Source organism: Stenotrophomonas sp. STEN225 (genome assembly GCF_056756445.1).
Genome location: NZ_JBRRBV010000017.1, coordinates 54,823 through 75,700 on the forward strand (window position 1 = coordinate 54,823; position 20,878 = coordinate 75,700).

24 protein-coding genes are annotated in these 20,878 nt (G+C 67.5%); 8 read left to right on the forward strand and 16 right to left on the reverse strand.

Translation table 11 applies throughout. The annotated features are described in order from the left end of the window. Positions 1-71 precede the first annotated feature (71 nt). The 4 genes from ACVOJ1_RS15675 to ACVOJ1_RS15690 form a co-directional block, all read right to left on the reverse strand. Positions 72-1,394, reverse strand: coding sequence for an ABC transporter permease (locus tag ACVOJ1_RS15675; protein WP_074902194.1), 1,323 nt, complete (start codon positions 1,392-1,394; stop codon positions 72-74). A 13-nt stretch (positions 1,395-1,407) separates the two neighbouring features. Further along, on the reverse strand, positions 1,408-2,565 hold the full coding sequence (locus ACVOJ1_RS15680; RefSeq protein ID WP_053516548.1) for an ABC transporter permease: 1,158 nt from the start codon (positions 2,563-2,565) through the stop codon (positions 1,408-1,410). 14 nt (positions 2,566-2,579) lie between these two features. Further along, positions 2,580-3,269: an ABC transporter ATP-binding protein gene (locus ACVOJ1_RS15685; RefSeq protein WP_053516547.1), complete on the reverse strand. Its 690-nt coding sequence runs from the start codon at positions 3,267-3,269 to the stop codon at positions 2,580-2,582. Between the two features lie 118 nt (positions 3,270-3,387). Continuing rightward, entirely contained in the window at positions 3,388-4,635 is a 1,248-nt protein-coding gene (locus tag ACVOJ1_RS15690) for an efflux RND transporter periplasmic adaptor subunit (protein ID WP_262218897.1), read from the reverse strand. 202 nt (positions 4,636-4,837) lie between these two features. Here ACVOJ1_RS15690 and ACVOJ1_RS15695 point away from each other — a divergent pair, with 202 nt between their 5' ends. From ACVOJ1_RS15695 to ACVOJ1_RS15705, 3 genes are read left to right on the forward strand one after another with little or no spacing between them, the layout of a single operon-like run. Next, positions 4,838-5,023, forward strand: a complete 186-nt coding sequence (locus tag ACVOJ1_RS15695) for a hypothetical protein (protein WP_197600110.1) — start codon at positions 4,838-4,840, stop codon at positions 5,021-5,023. After that, the gene (locus ACVOJ1_RS15700) at positions 5,020-6,243 is read left to right on the forward strand and encodes a sensor histidine kinase (RefSeq protein WP_111186487.1); all 1,224 of its coding nucleotides are present in this window, start codon (positions 5,020-5,022) and stop codon (positions 6,241-6,243) included. The genes ACVOJ1_RS15695 and ACVOJ1_RS15700 overlap by 4 nt, the downstream gene beginning before the upstream one ends. Beyond that, on the forward strand, positions 6,240-6,842 hold the full coding sequence (locus tag ACVOJ1_RS15705) for a response regulator transcription factor (RefSeq protein WP_053516542.1): 603 nt from the start codon (positions 6,240-6,242) through the stop codon (positions 6,840-6,842). Before ACVOJ1_RS15700 ends, ACVOJ1_RS15705 begins: the two co-directional genes overlap by 4 nt. 90 nt (positions 6,843-6,932) lie before the next feature. Here ACVOJ1_RS15705 and ACVOJ1_RS15710 read toward each other — a convergent pair whose 3' ends face one another. From ACVOJ1_RS15710 to ACVOJ1_RS15750, 9 genes are all read right to left on the reverse strand, one after another. Further along, positions 6,933-7,469, reverse strand: a complete 537-nt coding sequence (locus tag ACVOJ1_RS15710) for a cytochrome b (protein WP_346480620.1) — start codon at positions 7,467-7,469, stop codon at positions 6,933-6,935. Next, positions 7,466-8,569 carry a catalase family peroxidase gene (locus ACVOJ1_RS15715; RefSeq protein ID WP_346480621.1) on the reverse strand — a complete coding sequence of 368 codons (1,104 nt, stop codon included), beginning with the start codon at positions 8,567-8,569 and terminating at the stop codon, positions 7,466-7,468. The genes ACVOJ1_RS15710 and ACVOJ1_RS15715 overlap by 4 nt, the downstream gene beginning before the upstream one ends. Positions 8,570-8,710: 141 nt before the next feature. Continuing rightward, complete coding sequence (locus tag ACVOJ1_RS15720; protein WP_180876924.1) at positions 8,711-10,078, reverse strand: leucyl aminopeptidase family protein; 1,368 nt, start codon at positions 10,076-10,078, stop codon at positions 8,711-8,713. A 3-nt stretch (positions 10,079-10,081) separates the two neighbouring features. After that, positions 10,082-10,801, reverse strand: coding sequence for an HAD family hydrolase (locus tag ACVOJ1_RS15725; protein WP_065174216.1), 720 nt, complete (start codon positions 10,799-10,801; stop codon positions 10,082-10,084). Between the two features lie 31 nt (positions 10,802-10,832). Next, on the reverse strand, positions 10,833-11,942 hold the full coding sequence (locus tag ACVOJ1_RS15730) for an AI-2E family transporter (RefSeq protein WP_053516537.1): 1,110 nt from the start codon (positions 11,940-11,942) through the stop codon (positions 10,833-10,835). 67 nt (positions 11,943-12,009) lie between these two features. Beyond that, the gene (locus ACVOJ1_RS15735) at positions 12,010-12,447 is read right to left on the reverse strand and encodes a hypothetical protein (RefSeq protein ID WP_053516536.1); all 438 of its coding nucleotides are present in this window, start codon (positions 12,445-12,447) and stop codon (positions 12,010-12,012) included. Continuing rightward, positions 12,444-12,914, reverse strand: a complete 471-nt coding sequence (locus ACVOJ1_RS15740; protein ID WP_053516534.1) for a phage holin family protein — start codon at positions 12,912-12,914, stop codon at positions 12,444-12,446. The genes ACVOJ1_RS15735 and ACVOJ1_RS15740 overlap by 4 nt, the downstream gene beginning before the upstream one ends. Before the next feature lie 9 nt (positions 12,915-12,923). After that, positions 12,924-13,289, reverse strand: a complete 366-nt coding sequence (locus ACVOJ1_RS15745; RefSeq protein WP_053516533.1) for a hypothetical protein — start codon at positions 13,287-13,289, stop codon at positions 12,924-12,926. Between the two features lie 103 nt (positions 13,290-13,392). Then, a complete protein-coding gene (locus ACVOJ1_RS15750; RefSeq protein ID WP_263176903.1) occupies positions 13,393-14,826 on the reverse strand; it encodes a Do family serine endopeptidase in 1,434 nt (477 codons plus the stop codon). 491 nt (positions 14,827-15,317) lie between these two features. Here ACVOJ1_RS15750 and ACVOJ1_RS15755 point away from each other — a divergent pair, with 491 nt between their 5' ends. Together ACVOJ1_RS15755 and ACVOJ1_RS15760 are read left to right on the forward strand one after the other, a co-directional pair. Beyond that, positions 15,318-16,145: a histone gene (locus ACVOJ1_RS15755; protein WP_180876926.1), complete on the forward strand. Its 828-nt coding sequence runs from the start codon at positions 15,318-15,320 to the stop codon at positions 16,143-16,145. A gap of 137 nt (positions 16,146-16,282) precedes the next feature. Beyond that, a complete protein-coding gene (locus tag ACVOJ1_RS15760) occupies positions 16,283-16,969 on the forward strand; it encodes a hypothetical protein (protein ID WP_262218899.1) in 687 nt (228 codons plus the stop codon). A gap of 14 nt (positions 16,970-16,983) precedes the next feature. Here the strand turns inward: ACVOJ1_RS15760 and ACVOJ1_RS15765 are convergent, their stop codons facing one another. Further along, a complete protein-coding gene (locus ACVOJ1_RS15765; RefSeq protein WP_053516528.1) occupies positions 16,984-17,343 on the reverse strand; it encodes a DUF1428 domain-containing protein in 360 nt (119 codons plus the stop codon). 274 nt (positions 17,344-17,617) lie between these two features. Here ACVOJ1_RS15765 and ACVOJ1_RS15770 point away from each other — a divergent pair, with 274 nt between their 5' ends. Beyond that, on the forward strand, positions 17,618-18,190 hold the full coding sequence (locus ACVOJ1_RS15770) for an OmpO family porin (RefSeq protein WP_053516527.1): 573 nt from the start codon (positions 17,618-17,620) through the stop codon (positions 18,188-18,190). 186 nt (positions 18,191-18,376) lie between these two features. Then, positions 18,377-19,048, forward strand: a complete 672-nt coding sequence (locus ACVOJ1_RS15775) for a response regulator transcription factor (RefSeq protein WP_053516559.1) — start codon at positions 18,377-18,379, stop codon at positions 19,046-19,048. 9 nt (positions 19,049-19,057) lie between these two features. Here ACVOJ1_RS15775 and ACVOJ1_RS15780 read toward each other — a convergent pair whose 3' ends face one another. Beyond that, positions 19,058-19,447: a DUF6165 family protein gene (locus ACVOJ1_RS15780; protein WP_065174221.1), complete on the reverse strand. Its 390-nt coding sequence runs from the start codon at positions 19,445-19,447 to the stop codon at positions 19,058-19,060. A 164-nt stretch (positions 19,448-19,611) separates the two neighbouring features. Between ACVOJ1_RS15780 and ACVOJ1_RS15785 the strand changes: the two genes are divergently transcribed. Continuing rightward, positions 19,612-20,304, forward strand: a complete 693-nt coding sequence (locus ACVOJ1_RS15785) for a TorF family putative porin (protein ID WP_065174222.1) — start codon at positions 19,612-19,614, stop codon at positions 20,302-20,304. Positions 20,305-20,358: 54 nt separating this feature from the next. Here ACVOJ1_RS15785 and ACVOJ1_RS15790 read toward each other — a convergent pair whose 3' ends face one another. Then, positions 20,359-20,826: a YehS family protein gene (locus tag ACVOJ1_RS15790; RefSeq protein WP_346480622.1), complete on the reverse strand. Its 468-nt coding sequence runs from the start codon at positions 20,824-20,826 to the stop codon at positions 20,359-20,361. Between the last annotated feature and the right edge of the window lie 52 nt (positions 20,827-20,878).

A 20,878-nucleotide genomic window follows, 5' to 3' on the forward strand; every position in this document is an offset into this window, starting at 1 on the left:
CCGGAAAGCAACGCGGGACGGAGCACCGGCCCCGTCCCGCGTCCGCGCCGCCTCGGATGGCGGCGTACACATCAGGTTTCGCGCAGTGCCGTGGTGATCGGCAGGCGGGCGGCGCGCAGCGCCGGGAACAGGCCACCGACCAGGCCGATGCCCAGCGCCCACTTCAGCCCCGTCCACAGCAGTTCCGGCGATACGTGGAACTTGAACACCACCGCGCTGAAGTTGCTGCCGATGGTGGACACGCTGTAGCCATTGAACAGCAGCCATGCCACCGTGCAGCCCAGCAGGCCGCCGAGCAGGGCCAGCAGCATCGTTTCCAGCATCACCGCAGTCACCACCGGCAGGCCGCGGAAACCAATCGCGCGCATGGTGGCGATTTCGCGCGCACGCGTGGCCACGGCGGCATACATGGTGTTGAGCGCGCCGAACACCGCGCCCACCGCCATGATGGTACCGATCACCTTGCCGAGGATGTCGATCAGCTTGGTCAGGCCGCCGCCCTGCTTGCTGTAGTACGCGCGGGTGGTTTCCACGTCCAGCTTCAGGCGCGGATCGGCGGCGACGGCGGCCTTGAACTGATCGAAGCCGGGCTTGCCCTCGGTACGCACGCTGATCGACTGCCAGGCACTGCGCTGGTACGTGGTGGCCAGGGTATCGGCATCGGTCCACAGCTCCGAGTCATGCGCATCACCGGTGGCGAACACACCAACCACCGTCCAGGTCTGGTTGCCCAGGGTGAGCGTCTTGCCGACCTCCATGTCGCGGAACTGGCCCTTGGCGCCCTGGCCGACCACGATCTCGCGCAGGCCGGTGGCGAACTTGCGGCCTTCGATGATCTTGACCTTGTCATGCACCGCCCACGCCTGCGGCCCGACGCCCCGGAACTGCGCGTTGACGTCGGTACCGTCCGATTTGGAGACCAGGTTGACCACCTGCGAGAGTTCAGGCGACAGCAGCGGCCGTCCCTGCGCATCGCGGCTGATGCCGGGCAGAGTGGACAGCGTCGGTACCTGCTCGCGGGTGATGACCGAATTGGTTTCCGCCTGCGAGCCACCGCGCAGCACGATGGCGGTGGTGTCATCGCCGGTGTTGCTGAGCGTGGCCTGGAAGCCTTCGCCCATCGCCAGCATCGCCACCAGCACGCCGACCACGCCGGCGATACCCACTACGATCACCGAGGATGCTCCCCAGCGCTGCGGCAGGCTGGCGATGCCGATGCGGGTGGCGGCCAGGGCCAGCCGCCCGCTGCGGGTCAGCGCCAGCCACAGCCCGACCAGCACCGCCACGGCAAGCACGCCCACCCACGGCAGGCCGATCCATACCGCCAGGCCGATTGCCAGCGCCAGCACGGTCACCGTGTTGCCGAACCACTTCTTGAGCTTGTTCTTGAACATGTCGGTGTCCTCCTCAGCGGCCGGCCAGTGCGTCGACGATCTTCAGGCGCTTGGCGCGCAGCGCCGGCAGCAGGCCGACGACCGCGCCGATCACCACGATCAGGCCCAAGCCCATCAGCCAGGTCGGGGTGGGGATGTGCGGCGGCAGCAGGCCCATGCTCTTCGGGCCGATGGCGGGCAGGATCAGTGCCGCCAGGCCCATGCCGATCAGGCCACCGAGACCGATCAGCAGCACCGATTCGATCATCACCAGTATCAGCACCGTGCTGTCCTTGAAGCCCAGCGTCTTCAGCGTGGCCAGCTCCGGCACGCGCTCGCGTACGGCCTGCGCCATGGTGTTGCCGGTCAGCAGCAGCAGGGTGAAGAACACCGCACCCATGATCGAGGTGACGATCATGCCGATGTCGGCGAACTGCTTGACGAAGGCCTGCTGGAACGCCGATTCGGTCTGGGTCTTGGTCTCGTGGTCGGAGTTGGCGGAAATCGCATCGATGGCCTGTGCCACCCGCGAAGAATGGTCGGGGTTGTCGAGCGTCACCGTGTACCAGCTGACCTGGTTCTTGATGTAGTCGTTGGACTCATCGAAGTATTTCCAGTTCATCATCAGCTGGCGCTCTTCGTTGGAGGCCTGCGCCGGATCCTTGGAACGGAAGATGCCCTTCAGTTCCAGCGGCCAGTCGTTGCTGCCGCCGCGCGGGAAGATCGTCGCCTGCAGCGGGATGGTGTCGCCGACTTTCCAGCCGAACTGCTTGGCCAGGGTCTCGCCGACGATCGCACCGGTGCGGGTGTTCTTCCAGTCTTCCAGCTGCGCCGGGTCGATCTGCAGCTCGCGGTAGACGTCGAAGTAGTTGGGCGATACCGAGAAGTTCGGGAAGAAGTTCTTCGGATCCTGGTAGATGCCGCCGAACCACATGCCATAGGCCACGTCGCGCACGCCCGCCACCTGGCGGATCTGCGTTTCCAGGCGGATCGGCAGCGACTGGGTGATCGACAGGCGCGAGGCCACCACCAGGCGGTTGGCCCCTTCCACACTGCCACCGGAGGTGAATGCCACGCGCACCGAGTCGAGCATGCCGAACAGCAGGAACGCGGCCACCACCGACAGCAGGGTCAGCAGGGTCCGGGTGCGGCTGCGGAACAGCTGCGCCCAGACCAGAGAGAAGTATTTCATCGCTGTGGCCTCCGTCAGTGGGCCAGCGGCGCGTCCGCCAGCTCGCCCTTGTCCAGGTGCACCGTGTGCGTGGCGTACTCGGCGGCCTTCGGGTCATGGGTGACCATGATGATGGTCTTGCCGTGTTCGCGGTTGAGCTGCTGCAGCAGGCCCAGGATCTCCTCGGCGGACTGGCGGTCGAGATCGCCGGTGGGTTCGTCGCAGATCAGGAAGGTCGGGTCGGAGACGATCGCCCGGGCGATCGCCACGCGCTGCTGCTGGCCGCCGGACAGCTCGTTGGGACGATGGTTGCGGCGGTCGGCCAGGCCGACCAGGGTCAGCGCGATCTCGGCGTTGCGGCGGCGCTGCGCGGCATTGAGATGGGTCAGCAGCAGCGGCAGTTCCACGTTCTTCTGCGCGGTCAGCATCGGCATCAGGTTGTAGAACTGGAACACGAAGCCAACGTGGTGGCTGCGCCAGGTCGACAGCTGGCCACCGCTCATCTGATCGATGCGCTCGCCTTCGATGCTGATCTCGCCGCCGCTGGGATTGTCCAGGCCACCGATCAGATTGAGCAGGGTGGTCTTGCCTGAACCGGACGGCCCCATCAACGCGACGAAGTCGCCGCGGGCGATGTCCAGGTCGATGCCGTGCAGCACCTGCACCTTCTCGGGGCCGCGCTGGTAGGTCTTGGTGATGTTGCGCAGTGAAACCAGGGTCGACATGGGTGGTTCTCCACGTAGGCGGGAAACAGGGGCGCACCCCGGCCGCCGGCCGGGCATGCGTGGAACGGTGTTGTCGTCGAACGGTGCCGCTGGCGGCGCCCCGGAAGGCGCCCTGCCGCTACTGCGCTTGTTTCTGCTGCACCCGGGTGCCATCGCGCAGGGTGTCCGGCGGGTTGACCACCACCAGCTCGCCGGCATTCACACCCTTGAGCAGCTGGCGATCCTTGCCCATGGCCTGGCCAGCCTGGACCGTGCGCTGCTGCACGCGGTTCTCGTCGCCGAGCACGAAGGCCACCGATGCACCCTCGCGCTCGACCACCGCGCCTGCCGGCACACGCACGCCCTGCGGCTTGGCTTCAGCCTGCGGCGCTGCCTGTTCCAGGAAGCTGACCCGCACGCCCATCTCCGGCACGATGCGCGGGTCCTTCAGCTTCAGGGCGACGCGCACCTTCACCGTCGCCTTGCCCCGGTCGGCGGTGGGGATGATGGCGATCACCTCGGCCGGAATCTTCCATTCCGGATAGGCATTGAGGATGGCTTCCACCGGCATCTTCGGTTGCACGCGGCCGATGAAGGCTTCGCCAACCTCGACCTCGATCTCCAGCGAATCCATGTCGACGATGGTGCCGATGCCTGTGCGGGTGAAGCCACCACCGGCCGACAGCGGCGAGACGATCTCGCCCGGCTGTGCCGCCTTGGCCGTGACCACGCCGGAGAACGGCGCACGCACGATGTTGTTGTCCACCCCAAGGTCGGCGATCGCCAGCTGGTCGTTGGCCACCTTCACGTTGCGCTGTGCGGTTTCCAGCTGCGCGCGCAGGCTGTCGCGCTGGGCCACGGCCTGGTCGTACTGCGAGCGCGAGACCAGCTGCTGTCCGACCAGCGCCTGCAGCCGGCTGGCCTCTGCCGCCGCCTGCCTCTGCTGTGCCTCCAGTCCGGCCACCTGGCTGCGTGCGGCCTGCAGCTGCGAGGCATACAGACTGCGCTGTGCGTCGGCATCGATCGGGTCGAGGGTGGCCATGATCTGTCCCGCCTCCACGCGCATGCCTTCTTCGATCATCACCTCGCGCACCTTGCCGGTGATCTTGGCCGACACCGTAGCCATGCGCCGGGCGACGACATAACCACTGGCATCGAGGACCGAGCTGCTGGCGCTGCCCTGCTGGATGGCGACCGCCGGTGCGGTTTCCACCTGCACGGCCGGAGTGCGGCCGAACAGCGCGAAGGCGCCTGCGGCCAGGAGCAGCACCACCGCGATCACGGCGATCCACAGCCAGCGGCGACCGCCGCCGCCCCCACCAGAGGCAGGCGGGGGTGACTTGCGTTCGATACGGAGTTCCTTCAACAGCTCGGCAGAAGCGTTCATTCGTTCCATCACAGGCGTTCGGGCGGGTGTGACCGGAAGGGCGGACAGCGGCGGTTCCGGCAGTGGAGCGTGCGGCACAGCATGACGGCAGGCACGGGGATGGCGGCAGTGACAGCTGTCATCCGATGACCTTGACGGTGGCAACTGCGAAACGTGACCAAGGGGGCGCAGGATGGCAACGTCCCCGCTACCGGTACCGCCCATGGCTCCGATCGCCCCGTCGCTGGCTGGCCTGCAGCAGATGCAGGTGCGTCGTAACGGCGCCGGCAAGAGTACCGCGATCAGCGGGCTGTTGCGCCTGCGCAGGCCTGGCGGAGGGCAGCGCACGCGTCCGGCAGGGCCGTGCTGGCGCGCCCGCGCCTGCGCAGGATCGGCTGAACTGGCATGATCGGCAGCGATCGTTCCCGCCTGGACCCTCCCGTGTCATCGAGCTGGCTGGCCTCCCTGCTGCGCCCTGCGCCGGACTCGGCGGTTGCCGACACGCTGCGGCGTGGCAAGTCGCCCTGGAGCGAGGCGATCCATCTGCTGTGGTCGGTGTGGATCTTCCTGACCCCGCTGCTCGGCCATGGGTTCACCCTGCGCTGGCTGCTGCTGACCTTGGCCAGCTACCCGCTGTTCCTGCTGCTGTACGCCAAGGTGCTGGTATCGCCCCGCCACCACGCAACCCGTTATGCCCTGGGTCTGATTGCAATGGCCCTGGTCCTGCTGCCCTGGTATCCGTCCGGGCTGACCTACTTCGTGTTCGGCTGCGTACTGATGCGGGTCAGCGGGCGCGGTGGCTGGTGGCGGTACCTGCTGCAGCTGACTGGCCTGAACATCGTGTTCTGCGTGGTCGCGCTCGCGTTCGAGTATCCCTGGCAGAGCCTGGTGTGGATTCCGGCGGTGTCGTACATCGTCGGCCTGGTCGTCAATGTCGAGGCGCTCAACCAGGAGAAGGAGGCGGCCCTGCAGCTGTCGCAGGAGGAAGTACGTCGCCTGGCGGCGACTGCCGAGCGTGAGCGGATCGGTCGCGACCTGCACGACCTGCTGGGCCACACTCTGTCGCTGATCACGCTGAAACTGGAGCTGGCACGCAAACTGCACGATCGCGGCGACGCGCGCGCGCGGCAGGAGATTGGCGAGGCCGAGGCCATCGCCCGCGACGCGCTGGCGCAGGTGCGCAGTGCGGTCACCGGCATCCGGGCCAGCGACCTGGCCGGGGAGCTGGCCTCGGCGCGGCTGCTGCTGGAGTGCCAGCAGGTGCATCTGCAGTACGCGCCGCCGCCGCCGATGCCGGTGGAGGTGGAGCGTGGCCTGGCGCTGGTCCTGCGGGAGGCCGCGACGAATATTGCCCGCCATGCACAGGCGACACAGGCGCGGGTGGACTTCATGAAGGAAGGAAAAGTACTGGTGATGCAGATCCGCGATGATGGCCGGGGTGGCATGCAGGCCGAGGGCAATGGGCTGAGCGGGATGCGTGAGCGCACTGCGGCGCTGGGCGGGTATGTCACCGTGCAGTCTCCGCGCGGCGAGGGCACGGTGCTGAGCGTGCGCGTGCCGCTGTCGGCGGCCACTGTCCCGTTGCCGCCCGCTGCACCCGCGCCGGTGGCGCAGGACGGCGCGGCATGATCCGCATCCTGCTGGCGGAAGACCAGGCCATGGTGCGCGGCGCACTGTCCGCATTGCTCAGCCTGGAGGCGGACATCGAGGTGCTGGGCAGCGCCGCCGATGGCGAGGCCGCCTGGCGCATGCTGCAGCAGCTGAAGCCGGACATCCTGGTGACCGATATCGAGATGCCCGGTCTGTCAGGGCTGGAACTGGCCCAGCGCATCGCACGCCACGAACTGCCCATCAAGGTGGTGATCGTGACCACCTTCGCGCGCGCCGGTTTCCTGCGCCGCGCGCTGGACGCAGGCGTGCTCGGCTATCTGCTCAAGGACGCGCCAGCGGAGAACCTGGCCGATGCACTGCGCAAGGTGAAGCAGGGCGTGCGTGCGATCGACCCACAGCTGGCACTCGATGCCTGGTCACAGGCGGACCCGCTGACCGACCGCGAGCGGCGCGTGCTGCGCCTGGCGGGCGAAGGACGGACTGCCAGCGAGATCGCCGAGCAGCTGGGGTTGTCGCACGGCACGGTGCGCAACTACCTGTCCGAGTGCATCGGCAAGCTGGGCGTGGCCAACCGGATCGAGGCGTACCGGCTGGCACGGCAGAAGGGCTGGCTGTAGCGGAGTGGCTCGACCCTTTTGAGCCGAGCCATGCCCGGCGGCTCCCGAGGGGTTCCCTGGCCCACGAGCGATCGACAGGCCGCAGTCGCGTCAGTCCTTCCCGCGCGCCATCGCCTGGAACACGCCATCGCGGCGGACCCACAGGTGGAAGAGGGCGGCACCGACATGCATCAGCACCGTGGCGAACAGCACGTAGGCCAGCAGGCTGTGCGCGCTGCGCAGCGCTGCATACAGTGCCGGTGTGTGCGGCACGATCGGTGGCAGGTGCAGTCCGCCCCCCAGCACGATGGGGTAGCCCCCGGCGGACAGCATTGCCCAGCCCACCAGCGGCATTGCCAGCATCAGCGCGTACAGCATCCAGTGCGATGCCTTTGCCGCCATCACCTGCCACACCGGAAGATCGGCCGGCAGCGGCGGCAGCCGATGGCGCAGGCGGTTGTACAGGCGCAGCAGCACCAGCACGCCGATCGCGATGCCCAGCGGGCGGTGCAGGTCGAGCAGCATCGGCCGCAGGTGCAGCGAGGCGACCATGGTCACGCCGATGAACAGCATGGCGATGATCATCACCGCCATCGACCAGTGCAGTACCCGCGCCAACAGGTTGAAGTGGCCATTGCCGGTACTCATCGTGCAGCCTCCTTCGGTTGCGCTGCCGCTCCGGCCGCGCGCTCGCGCTCGCGCCGGTTGAACGACTGCGAATAGACCGCCGACCGCGCGGCCAGGATCGGATCATCACTGCCGCGGATGCCGCTGGGCAGGATCAGCGGGTCGAAGTTCAGCTCGCCGCAGGCGCCCTGTTCCTGCGACTGCATGCGTTCCAGGCTCAGCACGCCTGCCACCACCGTTTCCCGCGCGTCCGGCCAGGGCACCGACGGATCATCGATGGCGTCCCCCGGTTCGGCGATGCTGACCACCAGGTCCCATTGCACCGGGCCGGCCGCCAGCCGGCGCTGCAGGTCCTGGCTGAGGAAATCGACATCGGCGCGCTTGCGGGCGTCGGCATCAAGCTCGGCGACCGGCGTGCGGGGCTGCCATTGCCAGCGCACGGCGCGTCGCTGGCCCTGCGCATTGGTGAACCAGAAGCTGTTGACGCTGTTGAAGCGGGTATTGGCCCAGCTGTCGGTCCACGGCGCGCTGCGTGCCCATTGCTGGAACGCCTGCGCGCTGGGGTACTTGGCCAGCACCGCCGCCATCTTCTGCGGGTCGGGCTTGCCGGTCGCCGGATCGGGGATCTGCGCCTGCGTCTGTTCGAAGAAGGCCTCCGCCGTCGGCACCGCGAAGAACGGGAAACTGTTCATCGCCATCCGCCATTCCTGGCCATCGTCGCTGACCAGCTGCAGGGCGATGCTGCGCACCCGGGCGCTGCCATCGGCCCCATGGGGATCGCCACCACCGATCGACAGGCGGCCCAGCACCGGTACCCGGGCCTGCGAGAACACGCGCGCGCTGGACAGCGTCGGCGCCTGTGCACTGGGTGCGAACCAGCCACTCACGCACACGCCCTTGCTGTGCGCACGGCGGAACCCGGGATGGGCCGGGCCGGTGGCCTCGATGGTGTCGGTGAAGCGTTGCGCGGTGAGGCGGTGGCCGACCCAGCCGGCCAGCCAGGCAAAGCCCAGCGTGATCCCGCCAAGAATCAGGGCGATCAGCGCGATCCAGGGCAGCGGCGAATGCCTGCGCGGTGCGCGCGGCCCCTGGCCGGCGCGGGTGTAGCGGAAGAGCGACATGGTCGGAGTCCTGCCTTCACGGAATGTGTGGGTGGTCGACCGACACATCCTCGCAGAACCCGACCGTGGCCGGAATTCAATTTTTCGTCACAACTCGGTGGAGCGGACCCCTGTCCGGCTCCACCCGCGCATCGGCTGCGCTCAGGCGTAGCGTGCCTTCAGCATCGCCCAGGCCGAGCGCAGGGCCAGTGCTTCGCCGCCGGCCGGGCGGCCCGGCCGTTCGCCATCGTTCCAGGCGTACACATCCAGGTGCGCCCAGCGCTGGCCATCCTCAAGGAAGCGCTCCAGGTACAGCGCGGCGGTAACCGAGCCCGCCATGCGCGAACCGGCATTGGCCAGGTCGGCGATGCCGCTGCTCAGGTAACGCAGGTAGGGACGCCACAGCGGCATGCGCCAGACCGGGTCGCGCGTTTCATCTCCGGCCTGCAGCCACTGCTGGGCGACGGTGTCATCGTTGCTGAAAAGTGCCGGCAGGTCCGGGCCCAGCGCGATGCGCGCAGCGCCGGTCAGGGTCGCGAAGTCCAGCACCAGGTCCGGCTTCTGCTCAGCGGCGAAGGTCAACGCGTCGCACAGGATCACACGGCCTTCGGCGTCGGTGTTGTCGATCTCCACGCTCAGGCCCTTGCGGGTGGCGATGACTTCGCCCGGACGGAACGCATCCGGGCCGATCGCGTTCTCCACCGCCGGCACCAGCAAGGTCAGGCGCACCGGCAGCTGCTGGGCCATCACCAGTCCTGCCAGGGCCAGCGCGTGCGCGGCGCCGCCCATGTCCTTCTTCATGTTGCGCATGCCATCGGCCGGCTTGATGTCCAGCCCACCGGTATCGAAGCACACGCCCTTGCCGACCAGCACCAGCGCCGGATCCGTCGCCTTGCCCCAGCGCAGCACGACCAGGCGCGGCGCGCGATGCGATGCGCGGCCGACGGCATGGATGGCCGGGAAATTCTGCGCCAGCAGCGCATCACCGGTGATCGCTTCGACCTCGGCGCCGTGCGCCGCTGCCAGCGTGCGTGCGGCCTCTTCCAGCTGCTGCGGACCCATGTCTTCGGTGGGCGTGTTGACCCAGTCGCGCACGCGCAGGCTGGCGGCGATCAGATCCGCCACTTCCCCGGTCGGTGCGGCAACCAGCTGCGCCGGGCGCCGGTTGCGCTTGCGGTAGCGGTCGAAGCGATAGCTGCCCAGGCCCCAGCCCAGCTGCAGCAGTGCCTGCTCGCTGGCTGGCAGCTCACTGGCGAGCTGCCACACGCTGCCTTCGGGCAGGGCGTGCGGCGCGTGCGCATAGCTGTAGGCATCGCCGCGATCGCCCACGCCCATCACCGCACCGGCCAGACCCTCGCTGCCGGGCAGCAGGGCGATGCTGTGCGAGCCGGCGGTGAAGCCCTGCGAGGCCAGCCAGGCCTGCGTGGCGGCCGGCTGTCCGGCGTTCCAGCGGGCGAACTGCTCGCGATCCAGCACGTACAGCGGCAGTGCGGCAGAAGTGTCGGCGGTGAAGCCCGTGATCTCGCTCATGCGTCAATTGCTCCGGGGTGCAGTGGCGCCGAGGTTGGCGTCCAACCAGTCGGCCAGGCCGGTGAGGGTGTCGAACTGCAGGTCGGGCTGCAGCTGCGGATGGGTCCAGGTGGCGGCGTCGCGGTTGATCCAGCAGCCGCGCAGGCCGGCGGCGATGGCGCCGGCCACGTCCATCTCGATGTGGTCACCGACATGCAGCACCTGCGCCGGGGCCACGCCCAGCCGGGCACACGCGGCATGGAAAATGCTCGCCTCCGGCTTCGCCGCGCCATGTTCGCGCGCACCCAGCTGGAAGGCGAAATGATGGGCCAGCCCGATCCGCTGCAGGTCCGCATTGCCATTGCTCAGCGCGGCCACCGGTACCCGCGCGGCGATACGCGCCAGGGCATCAAGCGCATCGGGATAGCACTCCACCTGATTGCGCGCGGCATAGAACGCTTCGTAGGCCGGCTCCAGCAGGTCCAGGCTGGCGCCGCTGTTCTGCAGCGCCTCACGCAGCGTCAGCCGGCGCAGCGCGCTCAGGTCATGATGCAGATGCGGGTTGTCGCGGAACGAGCGCTCGCGCAGTTCGCGCATCGCCGCCAGCGGATACATCGCGGCGGTGGCCGGGCTGTGTTCACGCATCCAGTCGTGCAGCACCTGGTCGATGCGGGCGCCGATCGGTGCGAACGGCCACAGCGTGTCGTCGAGGTCGAGGGTGATGGCAAGGACAGGGAAATTCACCCGGCCATTCTACGCCTGCCCGCACGCGCTTTCATTCCAGCAGGCGCGCCCAGCCCTGCATGCCGTCCAGCCGGGCCAGCACCAGCTTGATGCAGACCAGCAGCGGCACCGCCAGCAGCAGCCCGATCATGCCCCAGGCCCAGCCGAACACCATCAGTGCCAGGATCAGGACCAGCGGCGAGAGCTTCATGCGCCGGCCCAGCACGATCGGGGTCACCAGCTGGCCCTCCAGGGTATGCAGGCCCAGATATGCCGCAGCGGGCAGCAGTGCCTGCAGCGGGTCGCGGAATTCGACGAAGCCCATCAGCAGCATCAGCGCCACTCCGATCAACGGGCCCACATAGGGCGCGAAGTTCAGCAGTGCCGCCACCGTCCCCCACAGCAGCGCTTCCTGCAGGCCGATACCCAGCAGCATCAGCACGCCCGCGAAAACCAGGCCGACCAGCGTGTTGATCACGCTGATGGTCAGCACATAGCGCGACACCTCGCGCTCGATCGAGCGCAGGATGTCGCTGGTGAAGCGCTGTTGCTGGCGGTTCGGGAACAATGCGATCGCCGCGCGCTGCAGGCTTTGCCCATAGATCATGAAGAACAGCGTCAGCAGGACCACGGCCAGTACCGAGGCGGCCAGCCGGGGTGCGCGGGTCAGCATGCGATAGGGATCGTCCAGCTGGGTCCGGATCACCTGCACCTTGCGATTGCTGTCGCCGCCGGCAACGCGGGCGAAGTTCTCGGCCGCCAGATTGGCCTGCTGCACCGGCTTGGTCAGATCCTGTACCTGCCGGGCGACCTTGCGCAGCTGTTGTGGCGCTTCCTGCGCCCATTCCATCGCCGGGCCGATCAGCTGCACGGCCAGCGAGCTGGTCACGCCCAGGCCGGCACCGAGAACCAGCAGCGCTCCCAGCGCCCGCGGAATCCACAGCTTCTGCAGCAGGCGCAGGATCGGGTTGCCGACCAGCGCGAAGAACATCGCCAGCAGTACCGGCAGGATGATGTCCTGTGCGGCCCACAGCGTGTAGGCCACCGCCAGCGTTGCCAGCACCACCAGCGACATCGGCCCGCGCGGGCGGGTGGGCGGCGGAAGGGCGGCAGCAGACGGTGCGGGTTCGGCCGGTGACGGGGACAGGAGGGACTCGCTCATCGACGTACCGACCGGGAAGGGGAGCCTATTATCCGTCCGCCGCAGTCAACGCGGCGGATGCTGTTCGTCAACGTTCGGACAGTTCGGTGGCCGCTTCGGCAGGCCGCGGTTCGCGCGCCTCAGGCTCGGCAGGTGGCGCGGAAGCGGGTGCCGCGGCAGCGGGAGCGACCGGGTCGGCGGCGGCTTCGGCAGTGTCGGCCGCATCGTCTGCGGTGTCGGCGGCGTAGGCTGCCACGGCGGCAGCCAGCGCTGCCTGGCCGCTGGCCACCAGGCTGGAGACCGAGCCGATCATCTGCAGCCAGCGCGCACCGTTCACTTTGCCCGGCACTTCCAGCTTGCCGGCCACGAAGCCACCGGCCAGGCCGACCACCACGATGCGCAGGGGAGACCAGCCCCTGCGCCAGACCTCGCTGAGCACGGTCCAGTTGTCCTGGGTTTCACCCATGCGCACGGCCACCACCTGTTCGCAACGTTTCACCCGCCGCTGCAATGCGCCGAACTTCATGGCTTGCCCTCCGGTATCTGTACGCCGGCATCGGGATCGTCTTCGCTGGGCTCGTCGAACAGGCCAAGGCGCGACAGCTGGCGCCGGGTAGCATGCATGCCGGTGTGGTGGAAGAAGTAGGACACCCGCCAGATCGCATAGCCGGTTACCGCGAGGCTGATCAGCGAGGTGATCAGAAGCGCCTGCAGCCAACTCAGGCCCCAGCTCTGCAGCAGGGCGATGAGCGTGGCGGCCATCAGCAGCCAGGCCGAGGCCCCGAACACGATCGCCACGCCCGCCCAGGCCAGGGCCCGGCCGAACGCACTGCGGGCGAGCGCGAAATCCGACGAGGCCAGGCGACGCAGCGAGCGCAGCGTGTGCTTGGCCGAATCGGCGGCGGCGCGACCGGCCGCGCCGACCTGGCGGATGCTCTCGTCCAGCGGCGGGGTGGCCGCCGGATCGGGGCGTTGCGTGTTGTCTTCGCTCACGCCGTGGACTTACTTGTCGCTGCTGCCGCGAGCCAGCTTGGCGATGATCCAGCCAGTGGCGAAGGCAACACCGAACGATGCCAAGGGACGTTCACGGATCAGTTCAGCGGCGCTGTCGATCAGATCCTTGCCCTTGTCCATCAGTGCATCGACCTGTTCCTTGGCGGCAGCGCCGCCGAATTCAGCCGCAGCCAGGCCGGACAGCGCCGTGTCGGACAGCTCGGCCTTGACGTTGGCCTTGCCGATGCGCAGTTCGTCGGTTGCAGCGCCGGTCGCGCCCTTGATCGCACCGCCGGCAGCACTGGCGGCCTGCTTGAGGTGGGAACCGGCTTCACCCAGGTGTTCCTTCAGGTTCTCGGTATTGGTGGGGCTCATCGAATCACTCCTGTTGCGATGGGGGAACGGACGATCGGCTTCAGCCGACAGGGACGTACAGCAATAGCACTGGCCGGGTATAGGGGGTGTTACGGCGGAGCGATCAGCGCATCACCAACTGGCCCTGCTGCTGGCCGTTGTTGCGCAGGATGCGCAGCACCAGGGTCGGCGGCCGCTGCTGGAAATTGGCGCGCCAGCTGGCCAGGTCGGCGAATTCACCCACCGTGGCATCGGTGATGATGTCGCCCTGCTGGAGCCCGTTGCTGGCTGCGCGGCTGCCGCGCTTGACCTCGCTGACCAGCACCCCGCGTACGCCGGACTGGCGCAGCGATTCGGGCAGGTCGACGAAGGTCGCGCCGCCCAGGCGCGGGTCCAGGCTGTCGCCGCTGGCGGCGCGCGCCTGCTCCTTCAGCGTCGCCCGGATCTGCAGCGGCTTGCCTTCGCGGCGCACGTCCAGCGTCAGTACGCTGCCTACCGCTGCCAGGCCCTCCACGTTGTGCAGGGCTTCGGCGCTGTCCACGCGCTGACCGTTGGCAGCAACCACCACGTCGCCCGGCTTCAGCCCGGCCGCCGCACCGGCCGAACCGGCCAGTACCCGGGTGATCAGCGCGCCGCGGGTTTCGCCCAGGCCCAGGCCCTGGGCGATCTGCGCGCTCAGGTTCTGGCTTTCCACGCCCAGGGTGCCGCGCACCACCACGCCATGCTTGACCAGCTGGTCGACCACGCTGCGCGCCAGGTTGGTGGGAATGGCCAGGCCCAGGCCGATGTTGCCGGCCATGCTGCCCTGCGGGTTGAAGCTGGCGGTGTTGATGCCGACCAGCTGGCCCTGCAGATCGACCAGCGCACCTCCGGAGTTGCCCGGGTTGATCGAGGCGTCGGTCTGGATGAAGTTCTGGTAGCCCAGCCCACGGATGCCACTGCGGCCGACCGCCGAGACGATGCCCGAGGTCACCGTCTGGCTGAAGCCGAACGGATTGCCGATCGCCACCACGAAGTCGCCGACCCGCAGCTGGTCGCTGTTGCCGAGCTTGATCTCGGTGAGGTTCTGCGCCGGGATGCGGATCAGGGCGATGTCGGTGTCGCGGTCCGAACCGAGGAATTCCGCCTTGACCGTGCGCCCGTCAGCGAGCGTCACCTGCACGTCATCGGCGTTCTCGATGACGTGGTGGTTGGTCAGCACCAAGCCTTCCTTCGCGTCGATGATGACGCCCGAACCCAGCGATTCGTTGATCCGTTCCTGCGGAATGTCCGGGAACAGGCGGCGGAAGAACGGGTCGTTGAAGAAGGGGTTGCGTACCCGTACCACCTGCTTGGTATTGACGCTGACCACGGCGGGCATGGTCTTTTCCAGCATCGGTGCCAGCGAAGGCACCGGCTGGCCGGCGACCGAAGCCGGCAATGCGGCGGTGGCCGGAAGGGCAGCCGGCAAGGGCGCGGCGTCGGCGCGGTTGTCCAGGTGGGCGTTGATGCCGGTGGCGACGAATCCACCGAAGGCGGCGGCGATTGCGAGCGTGAGAAGGGTAGGTAGCGGTCGCATGGGAGTCGGTTCGCAGGCGTGGGATGGGGGCCGTTGGCCCATACGGTAAAACAAGCTGAATGAATCTGCCGCGGCGTGGATAAATGCGCGATGAAAGAGACCCTCGTCGATGCGGCGCCCGACGACGGCTGACCCGCCTGCGGTGCGGTCGGCCATCGGCGCTACACCGATAGGGTGTGTCCGCCGGCGTGGCCAGGACACCCTCTGATACTTGCGCAGTTCCGCCGATCCAAGGTGCGCGATGGCACGTCGCGCGTGCAGGTTCCGGCAAGGGGCGTGCAGGCAGCCCGTCGCCGCGACGTGCACCTCAATCCGATGGCGCAGCGCTGAAAAAAAGGGGTTTGCTGCGGATCGACGGTAGCAGCACCAGCCTCCCCCTACACTACTATCGTCGCAGCAGACGCGATTGCAGGCGTACCACCCGTTCCACGATCGTCATTGTCGGTATAGCATCGCCCCGTTTTGACAATCCACGCCCCCAGGAGGGCAACATGAGCAACGGTAATGGTGTGTCGGTCGTGACCGACGCCGTCGAGAACGCGAAAGAAACCGCCACCAACGTCGGCGAGACCATCGCCCACGCCGCCGAAGACGCAGTGAAGTCGGTCAAGAAGACCGTCAAGCGCGCCCGCAAGGCCGCCACCACCCGCGTCGCCAAGGCCAAGAAGGCCGTGGCCAAGGTCGAGAAGACCGTTGCCAAGAAGGCCGAGAAGGCCGCCAAGTCGGTCGGCAAGACGGTCGCCAAGGCCAAGCAGAAGCTGGAAGCCGCCAAGAAGAATGCCAAGGCCGAAGCCGCTGCCCTGAAGAAGGAAGTGGCCAAGAAGAAGGCCGCTGCCGGCAAGACTGTCGCCAAGAAGGCTGCTGCTGCCAAGAAGACCACGAAGGCCGCCACCAAAGTTGCCGGCAAGAAGGTCGCCACGGTGAAGAAGGCTGCGACCAAGAAGGCAGCCGCCACCAAGAAGACGGTTGCCAAGAAGGCCGCCGCCGCGAAGAAGGTTGTCGGCAAGAAGGTGGCCACCGCCAAGAAGGCCGTGGCCAAGAAGACGGTCGCCGCCAAGAAGGTGGCTGGCAAGAAGACCGTGGCCGCGAAGAAGGTCGTCGGCAAGAAGGTTGCCGCTACCCGCAAGGTCGCCACCAAGAAGACGGCTGCCGCCAAGAAGGTTGTCGGCAAGAAGGCCGCTGCCACCCGCAAGACGGTTGCCAAGAAGGCAGCGACCACCAAGAAGGCTGTCGCCCGCAAGGCTGCACCGCTGAAGAAGGCCGCTGCCAAGAAGGCCCCGGCGAAGAAGGCCGTGCGCAAGGCCGCCAAGCGCAAGTAATCGCGCGAGCGGCGAAGGCCCCTCCGCCCTGCCGGGTGGTGGGGCCTTCTGCGTTCATGGGGCGGTACAACGGCCCGGCATGAAGCCTGCGGGGTCGTCCTGGGGCAAGATGAAGTCCCTCCGCTGGAGTTCCCATCATGCGCGGCATCGATTTCAGTTCCTGGCAGGGTGTGCTTTCCACGTTGGCCGGCCTGGTGCTGATAACGCTGCTGGGCGTGGGTATCCGCCTGCTGGTGATGCAGACCCTGCAGCAGCGCCGCGAGCGCGAGAACCGGCAGATCAACGAACGGCTGCGCACGCTGATGGCCGCCTACAAGACCCTGGGCGGTTCGTTCACCGGTGAGCTGGGGGTCGACCCCAGTCATCTGCGCGACCTGCGCCAGCGCGCCCATGAGCAGGGCATCGTCGAACCCGGTTCGGATCGCGCGCGGCGCATCCGCGACGCCGTCGAAGCGGCCTTGTCGGACATCCTGCTGCTGGGTACCGATGAGCAGGTGCGGCTGGCCGCGCGCGCCGCCGATGAGCTGGCGCAGGGACGACCGGTGCACACGCATGAGCTGGTGGTGTCGCTGCGCGATTTTGTCCGCGAAGCCCTGGATCTGGCGCCGATCCCGGCCGATCTGCAGATTCCGCGGCAGGGCCCGACCCGGCCTGCAAGCGGCAGCGGGGGCGGCAAGGGCCGCCCTGAAGGCGAAGGCAAGGGCGGCCGTGCGGGCGGCGGCGGGGGAATGGGCATGGGCGCCGGCATGGGCGGGCTGGGCCTGGGGGCCGGCGCCGCGCTGGGCGCCGGCACTGCCGGAGAAGACGACGCAGGTACGCGCTGAGCGCCGCGAAGGCGTCAGCGGGTCAGTTCGTAGATGGGTGTGAAACCGCCATAGATCATCCGCGCACCGTCGAACGGCATCGGGTTCTTCGCGGGGTCCAGGCGCGGGTCTTCCATCATCTTCTGCATGCCCGCATCACGGGTGGCCTTGTCAGGCCACTCGATCCAGGAAAACACCACCGTCTCTTCCGGTGTCGCTTTCACTGCGCCGAAGAAGTCCGTCGTCTTGCCATGCGGCACGTCATCGCCCCAGCACTCGACCACGCGCAGCGCCCCGTACTCGATGAAGACCACGTCGCCGCTTCGTGCATGGGCGAGGAACTTTTCCTTGTTGGCGGTGGGAACCGCCAGAACGAAACCATCGATGTAACTCATTGCCTGCCTCCGTGATGGACCGCACTGCATGTGCGGCCTTCTTCTGTTCGACGAACCAGGGCGCCGCAGATCGACACGGCCGCGATCGAAGCATTCAGGACGTACCCGCGCGCCGCGCGTATGCCAGAGACCGCCTGAATCAAGCCAGAAAATTCAGCAATGCGAAGGTTGCTGTTTTCAGGGTGCGTTGTGGCGAATAACGGAGAATTTACATTCCCGATGCGACGGCGCTTCCGCGCTGCTGCTCACCATAAGAAAGTAAAGGTGTACCCCCATGAAGAATTCGCTGATTGCCCTGGCGCTGGCTGCTGCCCTGCCGTTCTCCGCCTCGGCTGCCGAGAACCTGTCCTACAACTATGCTGAAGCCAACTACGCCAAGACCGACATCGACGCGTTCAAGGCCGACGGCTGGGGCGTGAAGGGTTCCTACGGCTTCCTGCCGAACTTCCACGCCTTCGGTGACTACAGCCGCCAGGAAATCGACCACACCAATCTCAAGCTGGACCAGTGGAAGGTCGGTGTCGGCTACAACCAGGAAATCGCACCGTCGACCGACTTCGTGGCACGCGTGGCGTACCAGAAGCGTGACCTGGAGCATGGCCTGGATTTCAACGGCTACAGCGCTGAAGCCGGCATCCGCACCGCGTTCGGTGCCCACGCCGAAGTCTACGGCATGGTTGGTTACGAAGACTTCTCGAAGAAGCGCGGCATCAATCCGGAAGGCGAGTGGTACGGCCGCCTGGGTGGTCAGGTGAAGCTGAACCAGAACTGGGGCCTGAACGGCGAGCTCAAGATGAACCGCGACGGTGACAAGGAATACACCGTCGGCCCGCGCTTCAGCTGGTAATCGCTGCAGGCGCTCTGCGCCCTGCGTGCATCGACAGGCCCGGCATCTGCCGGGCCTGTTGCGTTCCACCCAACCGAAATGAAATCTGACTGCGGCTGCGCAGTCGATGCTGCATTGCAACGAATTGGATTCCGCCGTTGCAGGGCGCGACCTACGGTGGGCATCCACTTCCGCCGGATCCGACTGATGCCGCCCGCCCCCGCCACCCCGCATACCGGGAAGCTGCGCCGCCTGGCGCTGCTGGATCCGCATCCGGTGCTGCGGCTGGGCCTGGAAGTGTTGTTGTGTGAGCACAGCGGTCTGCAGGTCCGTGGCAGCTTCGCCAATGAAGCCGACCTGCTGTCGCTGCTGCATCAGCAGCCCGGTTGTGTCGATCTGCTGGTGATCGATGCCCTTCCGCTGGGTGACCAGGGGGTTGGCCTGCAACTGCTGCGCACGCTGTCGCAGCAGTGGCCGTCGTTGCCGGTGCTGGTGCTTTCAGCCCATTGCAACGCCAGCACGGTGGTGACGGCCATGCAGGCCGGCGCGCGCGGCTTCCTGTCCAAGGCGACCGCACCGCGCGTGCTGCTGCGGGCTGTGGAGGTGGTGGCCCGGGGTGGGCGGTTCGTGCCGCCGGAACTGCGCCCGCAGTTGAGCCGCTCGCGGGCGCGCCGCATGCCCTCATTGATGCCGCTCAGCCGCCGCGAGCGCGAGGTGCTGCGCCTGGTGCTGGAAGGCTGCAGCACCGGCGAAGTCGCGCAGCGCTTCGGCCGTTCCGCAAGCACGGTCAGCTCGCAGAAAAAAGCCGCCTACCAGAAGCTCGGCATCCGCAGCGACGGCGAGCTGTTCCGCATCCGCCACCTGCTCGAATGCGGCTGAAACCCGGGCTTATTCCCCCTGGTACTGCTTCTCTTCGACCAGTGCCGACCCCGCAACGCGGTTGATCTCGTTCTTGACCTGCACGCGCTCGCCATTGGTACCGTACACGCCGCGCGCGAGCTGGACGAAGGCATCATCGAACACCTGTGCCGCTTCCTTGTCGCGCAGCTGGTCCTGGATGTCCCACATGCGCTCGTTGATGGCCTTCAGCTGCTGCTTCAGCGCGGCAAGTGCCGGCTGTGCCTGCAGCTGCTGCTGCAGCAACGGCAGCAGGCCGTCCAGCTCCGTCCGCACATTGGCCAGCTTGGTGGCATCGCCGATGCGTTCGGCCTTGATCTCGAGAATGGTGATCTTGTCGATCAGCTCGCCGATCGATACCGGCGTCAGGATGGCGTCCATGGGTGGTTTCCTGGAAACAGGCGGCCATCATACCGCGCCACTGCCAAGCGGTTTTACGCTGATTTTGCGCCCCGGCCACGGTAGCGCCATCGAACCGTTACGGCCCTGCCATCGACACTGCCGTCCCGGCGGTTGAGCCGCCATTGGATGAGGAATGATGTGCAGTGGACAGCAAGGGAATGATCGCTGCGTTGGCCGCGGCGTTGGCGGGACTGCTGGGCGTGGGCAGCGCGCAGGCACAGGTGAGCGGCAACGCCACGTTGACCAGCGATTACGTCTGGCGGGGCAGTTCGCAGAGTGACGGCGACCCGGCGGTGCAGGCCGGAGCGAAGTTCGCGCTCGCGTCCGGGTGGTATGCCAGCGCGTGGGGCTCGAACGTATCGTTCAAGCCGGACAACGGCGCACGCAGCGAGTTCGATCTGGTGGCCGGCTGGTCCGGCACACCGGCCGCGGACTGGACGCTGGACGCCAACCTGACCCGCTATGTGTATCCGGGGACAGCCCGCGCGCTGGACTGGACAGAGTTCGCTGCCACGTTGGGCTGGAAGCAGCGGACCTGGCTGCAGGTCGCGCATTCCAGCGATGCCCTGGGCGGTGGCCATCGCGGTACCTACGCACAGTTGGGCGTGCGCCTGCCGCTGCACGAGCGCATCCGGCTTGAAGCGGCCGTGGGCCACTACTGGCTGACGGCCGCGCAGGGGCCGGATTACCTGCACGGGCAGCTCAGCGCCATCGCCACGTTGGCTCCGGCGTGGGAAGTGCGGGCCACCGTGCATGACACCGATACCGCGGCCAGACGCCTGTTCCCGGGCAACGCGGGCGGGCGCTGGGAACTGGCGCTGCAGGGCAGCTTCTAGCGGGCCGGCGCCGCCACGACGGTATCGGCCACCCATGGGCCGGTACCGCGCGGCTCAACCGCGCAGGCGCTGGCTCAGGCCCTTGAGGAAGTTGCGCAGCATCTGATCCAGGCAACGTCGGTAGTTGGCATGTCCGGGTTGGCGGAACAGCGCCCCGATCTCGGACTTGGATACCTTGAAGCCGGCGCTGGCGAAGATGTCCATCAGATCGACGTCGCGCAGCTGGAACGCCACGCGCAGCTTCTTCAGCACCAGGTTGTTGTCGACGCGGGTTTCCACGGCGCGCTGCGGCTGGCTCTCGTCGCGGCCGCGCAGGTGCACGATCAGGCCATCCAGGAAGTGCGCCAGCGTACTGTCGTCCATCGGCACGAAGCCGGCTTCATCCTCGCGCCGCAGCCACGCCCTGGCCTGCTCGAGATCCACCGCGAAGGTCGGGTCGGCCAGCTGGCACAGGGCCACCACGTGATGGTCGCCCAGGTCCAGGGAGTAGCGCACGCTGCGCAGTACATCATTGTTGATCATGGCCCATTGTAGCGGTCCGGCCGTTGTCACCGGATTGTCACCGGATTGAAGC

Bases quoted from the DNA above. Each gene is read 5' to 3' on its own strand.
- ACVOJ1_RS15745 (WP_053516533.1), bottom strand. From the start codon at position 13,289: ATGAGCCCCACCAATACCGAGAACCTGAAGGAACACCTGGGTGAAGCC.
- ACVOJ1_RS15780 (WP_065174221.1), bottom strand. From the start codon at position 19,447: ATGGACGCCATCCTGACGCCGGTATCGATCGGCGAGCTGATCGACAAG.
- ACVOJ1_RS15695 (WP_197600110.1), top strand. From the start codon at position 4,838: ATGGCTCCGATCGCCCCGTCGCTGGCTGGCCTGCAGCAGATGCAGGTG.
- ACVOJ1_RS15700 (WP_111186487.1), top strand. From the start codon at position 5,020: ATGATCGGCAGCGATCGTTCCCGCCTGGACCCTCCCGTGTCATCGAGC.
- ACVOJ1_RS15685 (WP_053516547.1), bottom strand. From the start codon at position 3,269: ATGTCGACCCTGGTTTCACTGCGCAACATCACCAAGACCTACCAGCGC.
- ACVOJ1_RS15690 (WP_262218897.1), bottom strand. From the start codon at position 4,635: ATGAACGCTTCTGCCGAGCTGTTGAAGGAACTCCGTATCGAACGCAAG.
- ACVOJ1_RS15675 (WP_074902194.1), bottom strand. From the start codon at position 1,394: ATGTTCAAGAACAAGCTCAAGAAGTGGTTCGGCAACACGGTGACCGTG.
- ACVOJ1_RS15715 (WP_346480621.1), bottom strand. From the start codon at position 8,569: ATGTCGCTCTTCCGCTACACCCGCGCCGGCCAGGGGCCGCGCGCACCG.
- ACVOJ1_RS15720 (WP_180876924.1), bottom strand. From the start codon at position 10,078: ATGAGCGAGATCACGGGCTTCACCGCCGACACTTCTGCCGCACTGCCG.
- ACVOJ1_RS15705 (WP_053516542.1), top strand. From the start codon at position 6,240: ATGATCCGCATCCTGCTGGCGGAAGACCAGGCCATGGTGCGCGGCGCA.
- ACVOJ1_RS15680 (WP_053516548.1), bottom strand. From the start codon at position 2,565: ATGAAATACTTCTCTCTGGTCTGGGCGCAGCTGTTCCGCAGCCGCACC.
- ACVOJ1_RS15710 (WP_346480620.1), bottom strand. From the start codon at position 7,469: ATGAGTACCGGCAATGGCCACTTCAACCTGTTGGCGCGGGTACTGCAC.
- ACVOJ1_RS15760 (WP_262218899.1), top strand. From the start codon at position 16,283: ATGCGCGGCATCGATTTCAGTTCCTGGCAGGGTGTGCTTTCCACGTTG.
- ACVOJ1_RS15730 (WP_053516537.1), bottom strand. From the start codon at position 11,942: ATGAGCGAGTCCCTCCTGTCCCCGTCACCGGCCGAACCCGCACCGTCT.
- ACVOJ1_RS15765 (WP_053516528.1), bottom strand. From the start codon at position 17,343: ATGAGTTACATCGATGGTTTCGTTCTGGCGGTTCCCACCGCCAACAAG.
- ACVOJ1_RS15750 (WP_263176903.1), bottom strand. From the start codon at position 14,826: ATGCGACCGCTACCTACCCTTCTCACGCTCGCAATCGCCGCCGCCTTC.
- ACVOJ1_RS15790 (WP_346480622.1), bottom strand. From the start codon at position 20,826: ATGATCAACAATGATGTACTGCGCAGCGTGCGCTACTCCCTGGACCTG.
- ACVOJ1_RS15775 (WP_053516559.1), top strand. From the start codon at position 18,377: ATGCCGCCCGCCCCCGCCACCCCGCATACCGGGAAGCTGCGCCGCCTG.
- ACVOJ1_RS15755 (WP_180876926.1), top strand. From the start codon at position 15,318: ATGAGCAACGGTAATGGTGTGTCGGTCGTGACCGACGCCGTCGAGAAC.
- ACVOJ1_RS15770 (WP_053516527.1), top strand. From the start codon at position 17,618: ATGAAGAATTCGCTGATTGCCCTGGCGCTGGCTGCTGCCCTGCCGTTC.
- ACVOJ1_RS15735 (WP_053516536.1), bottom strand. From the start codon at position 12,447: ATGAAGTTCGGCGCATTGCAGCGGCGGGTGAAACGTTGCGAACAGGTG.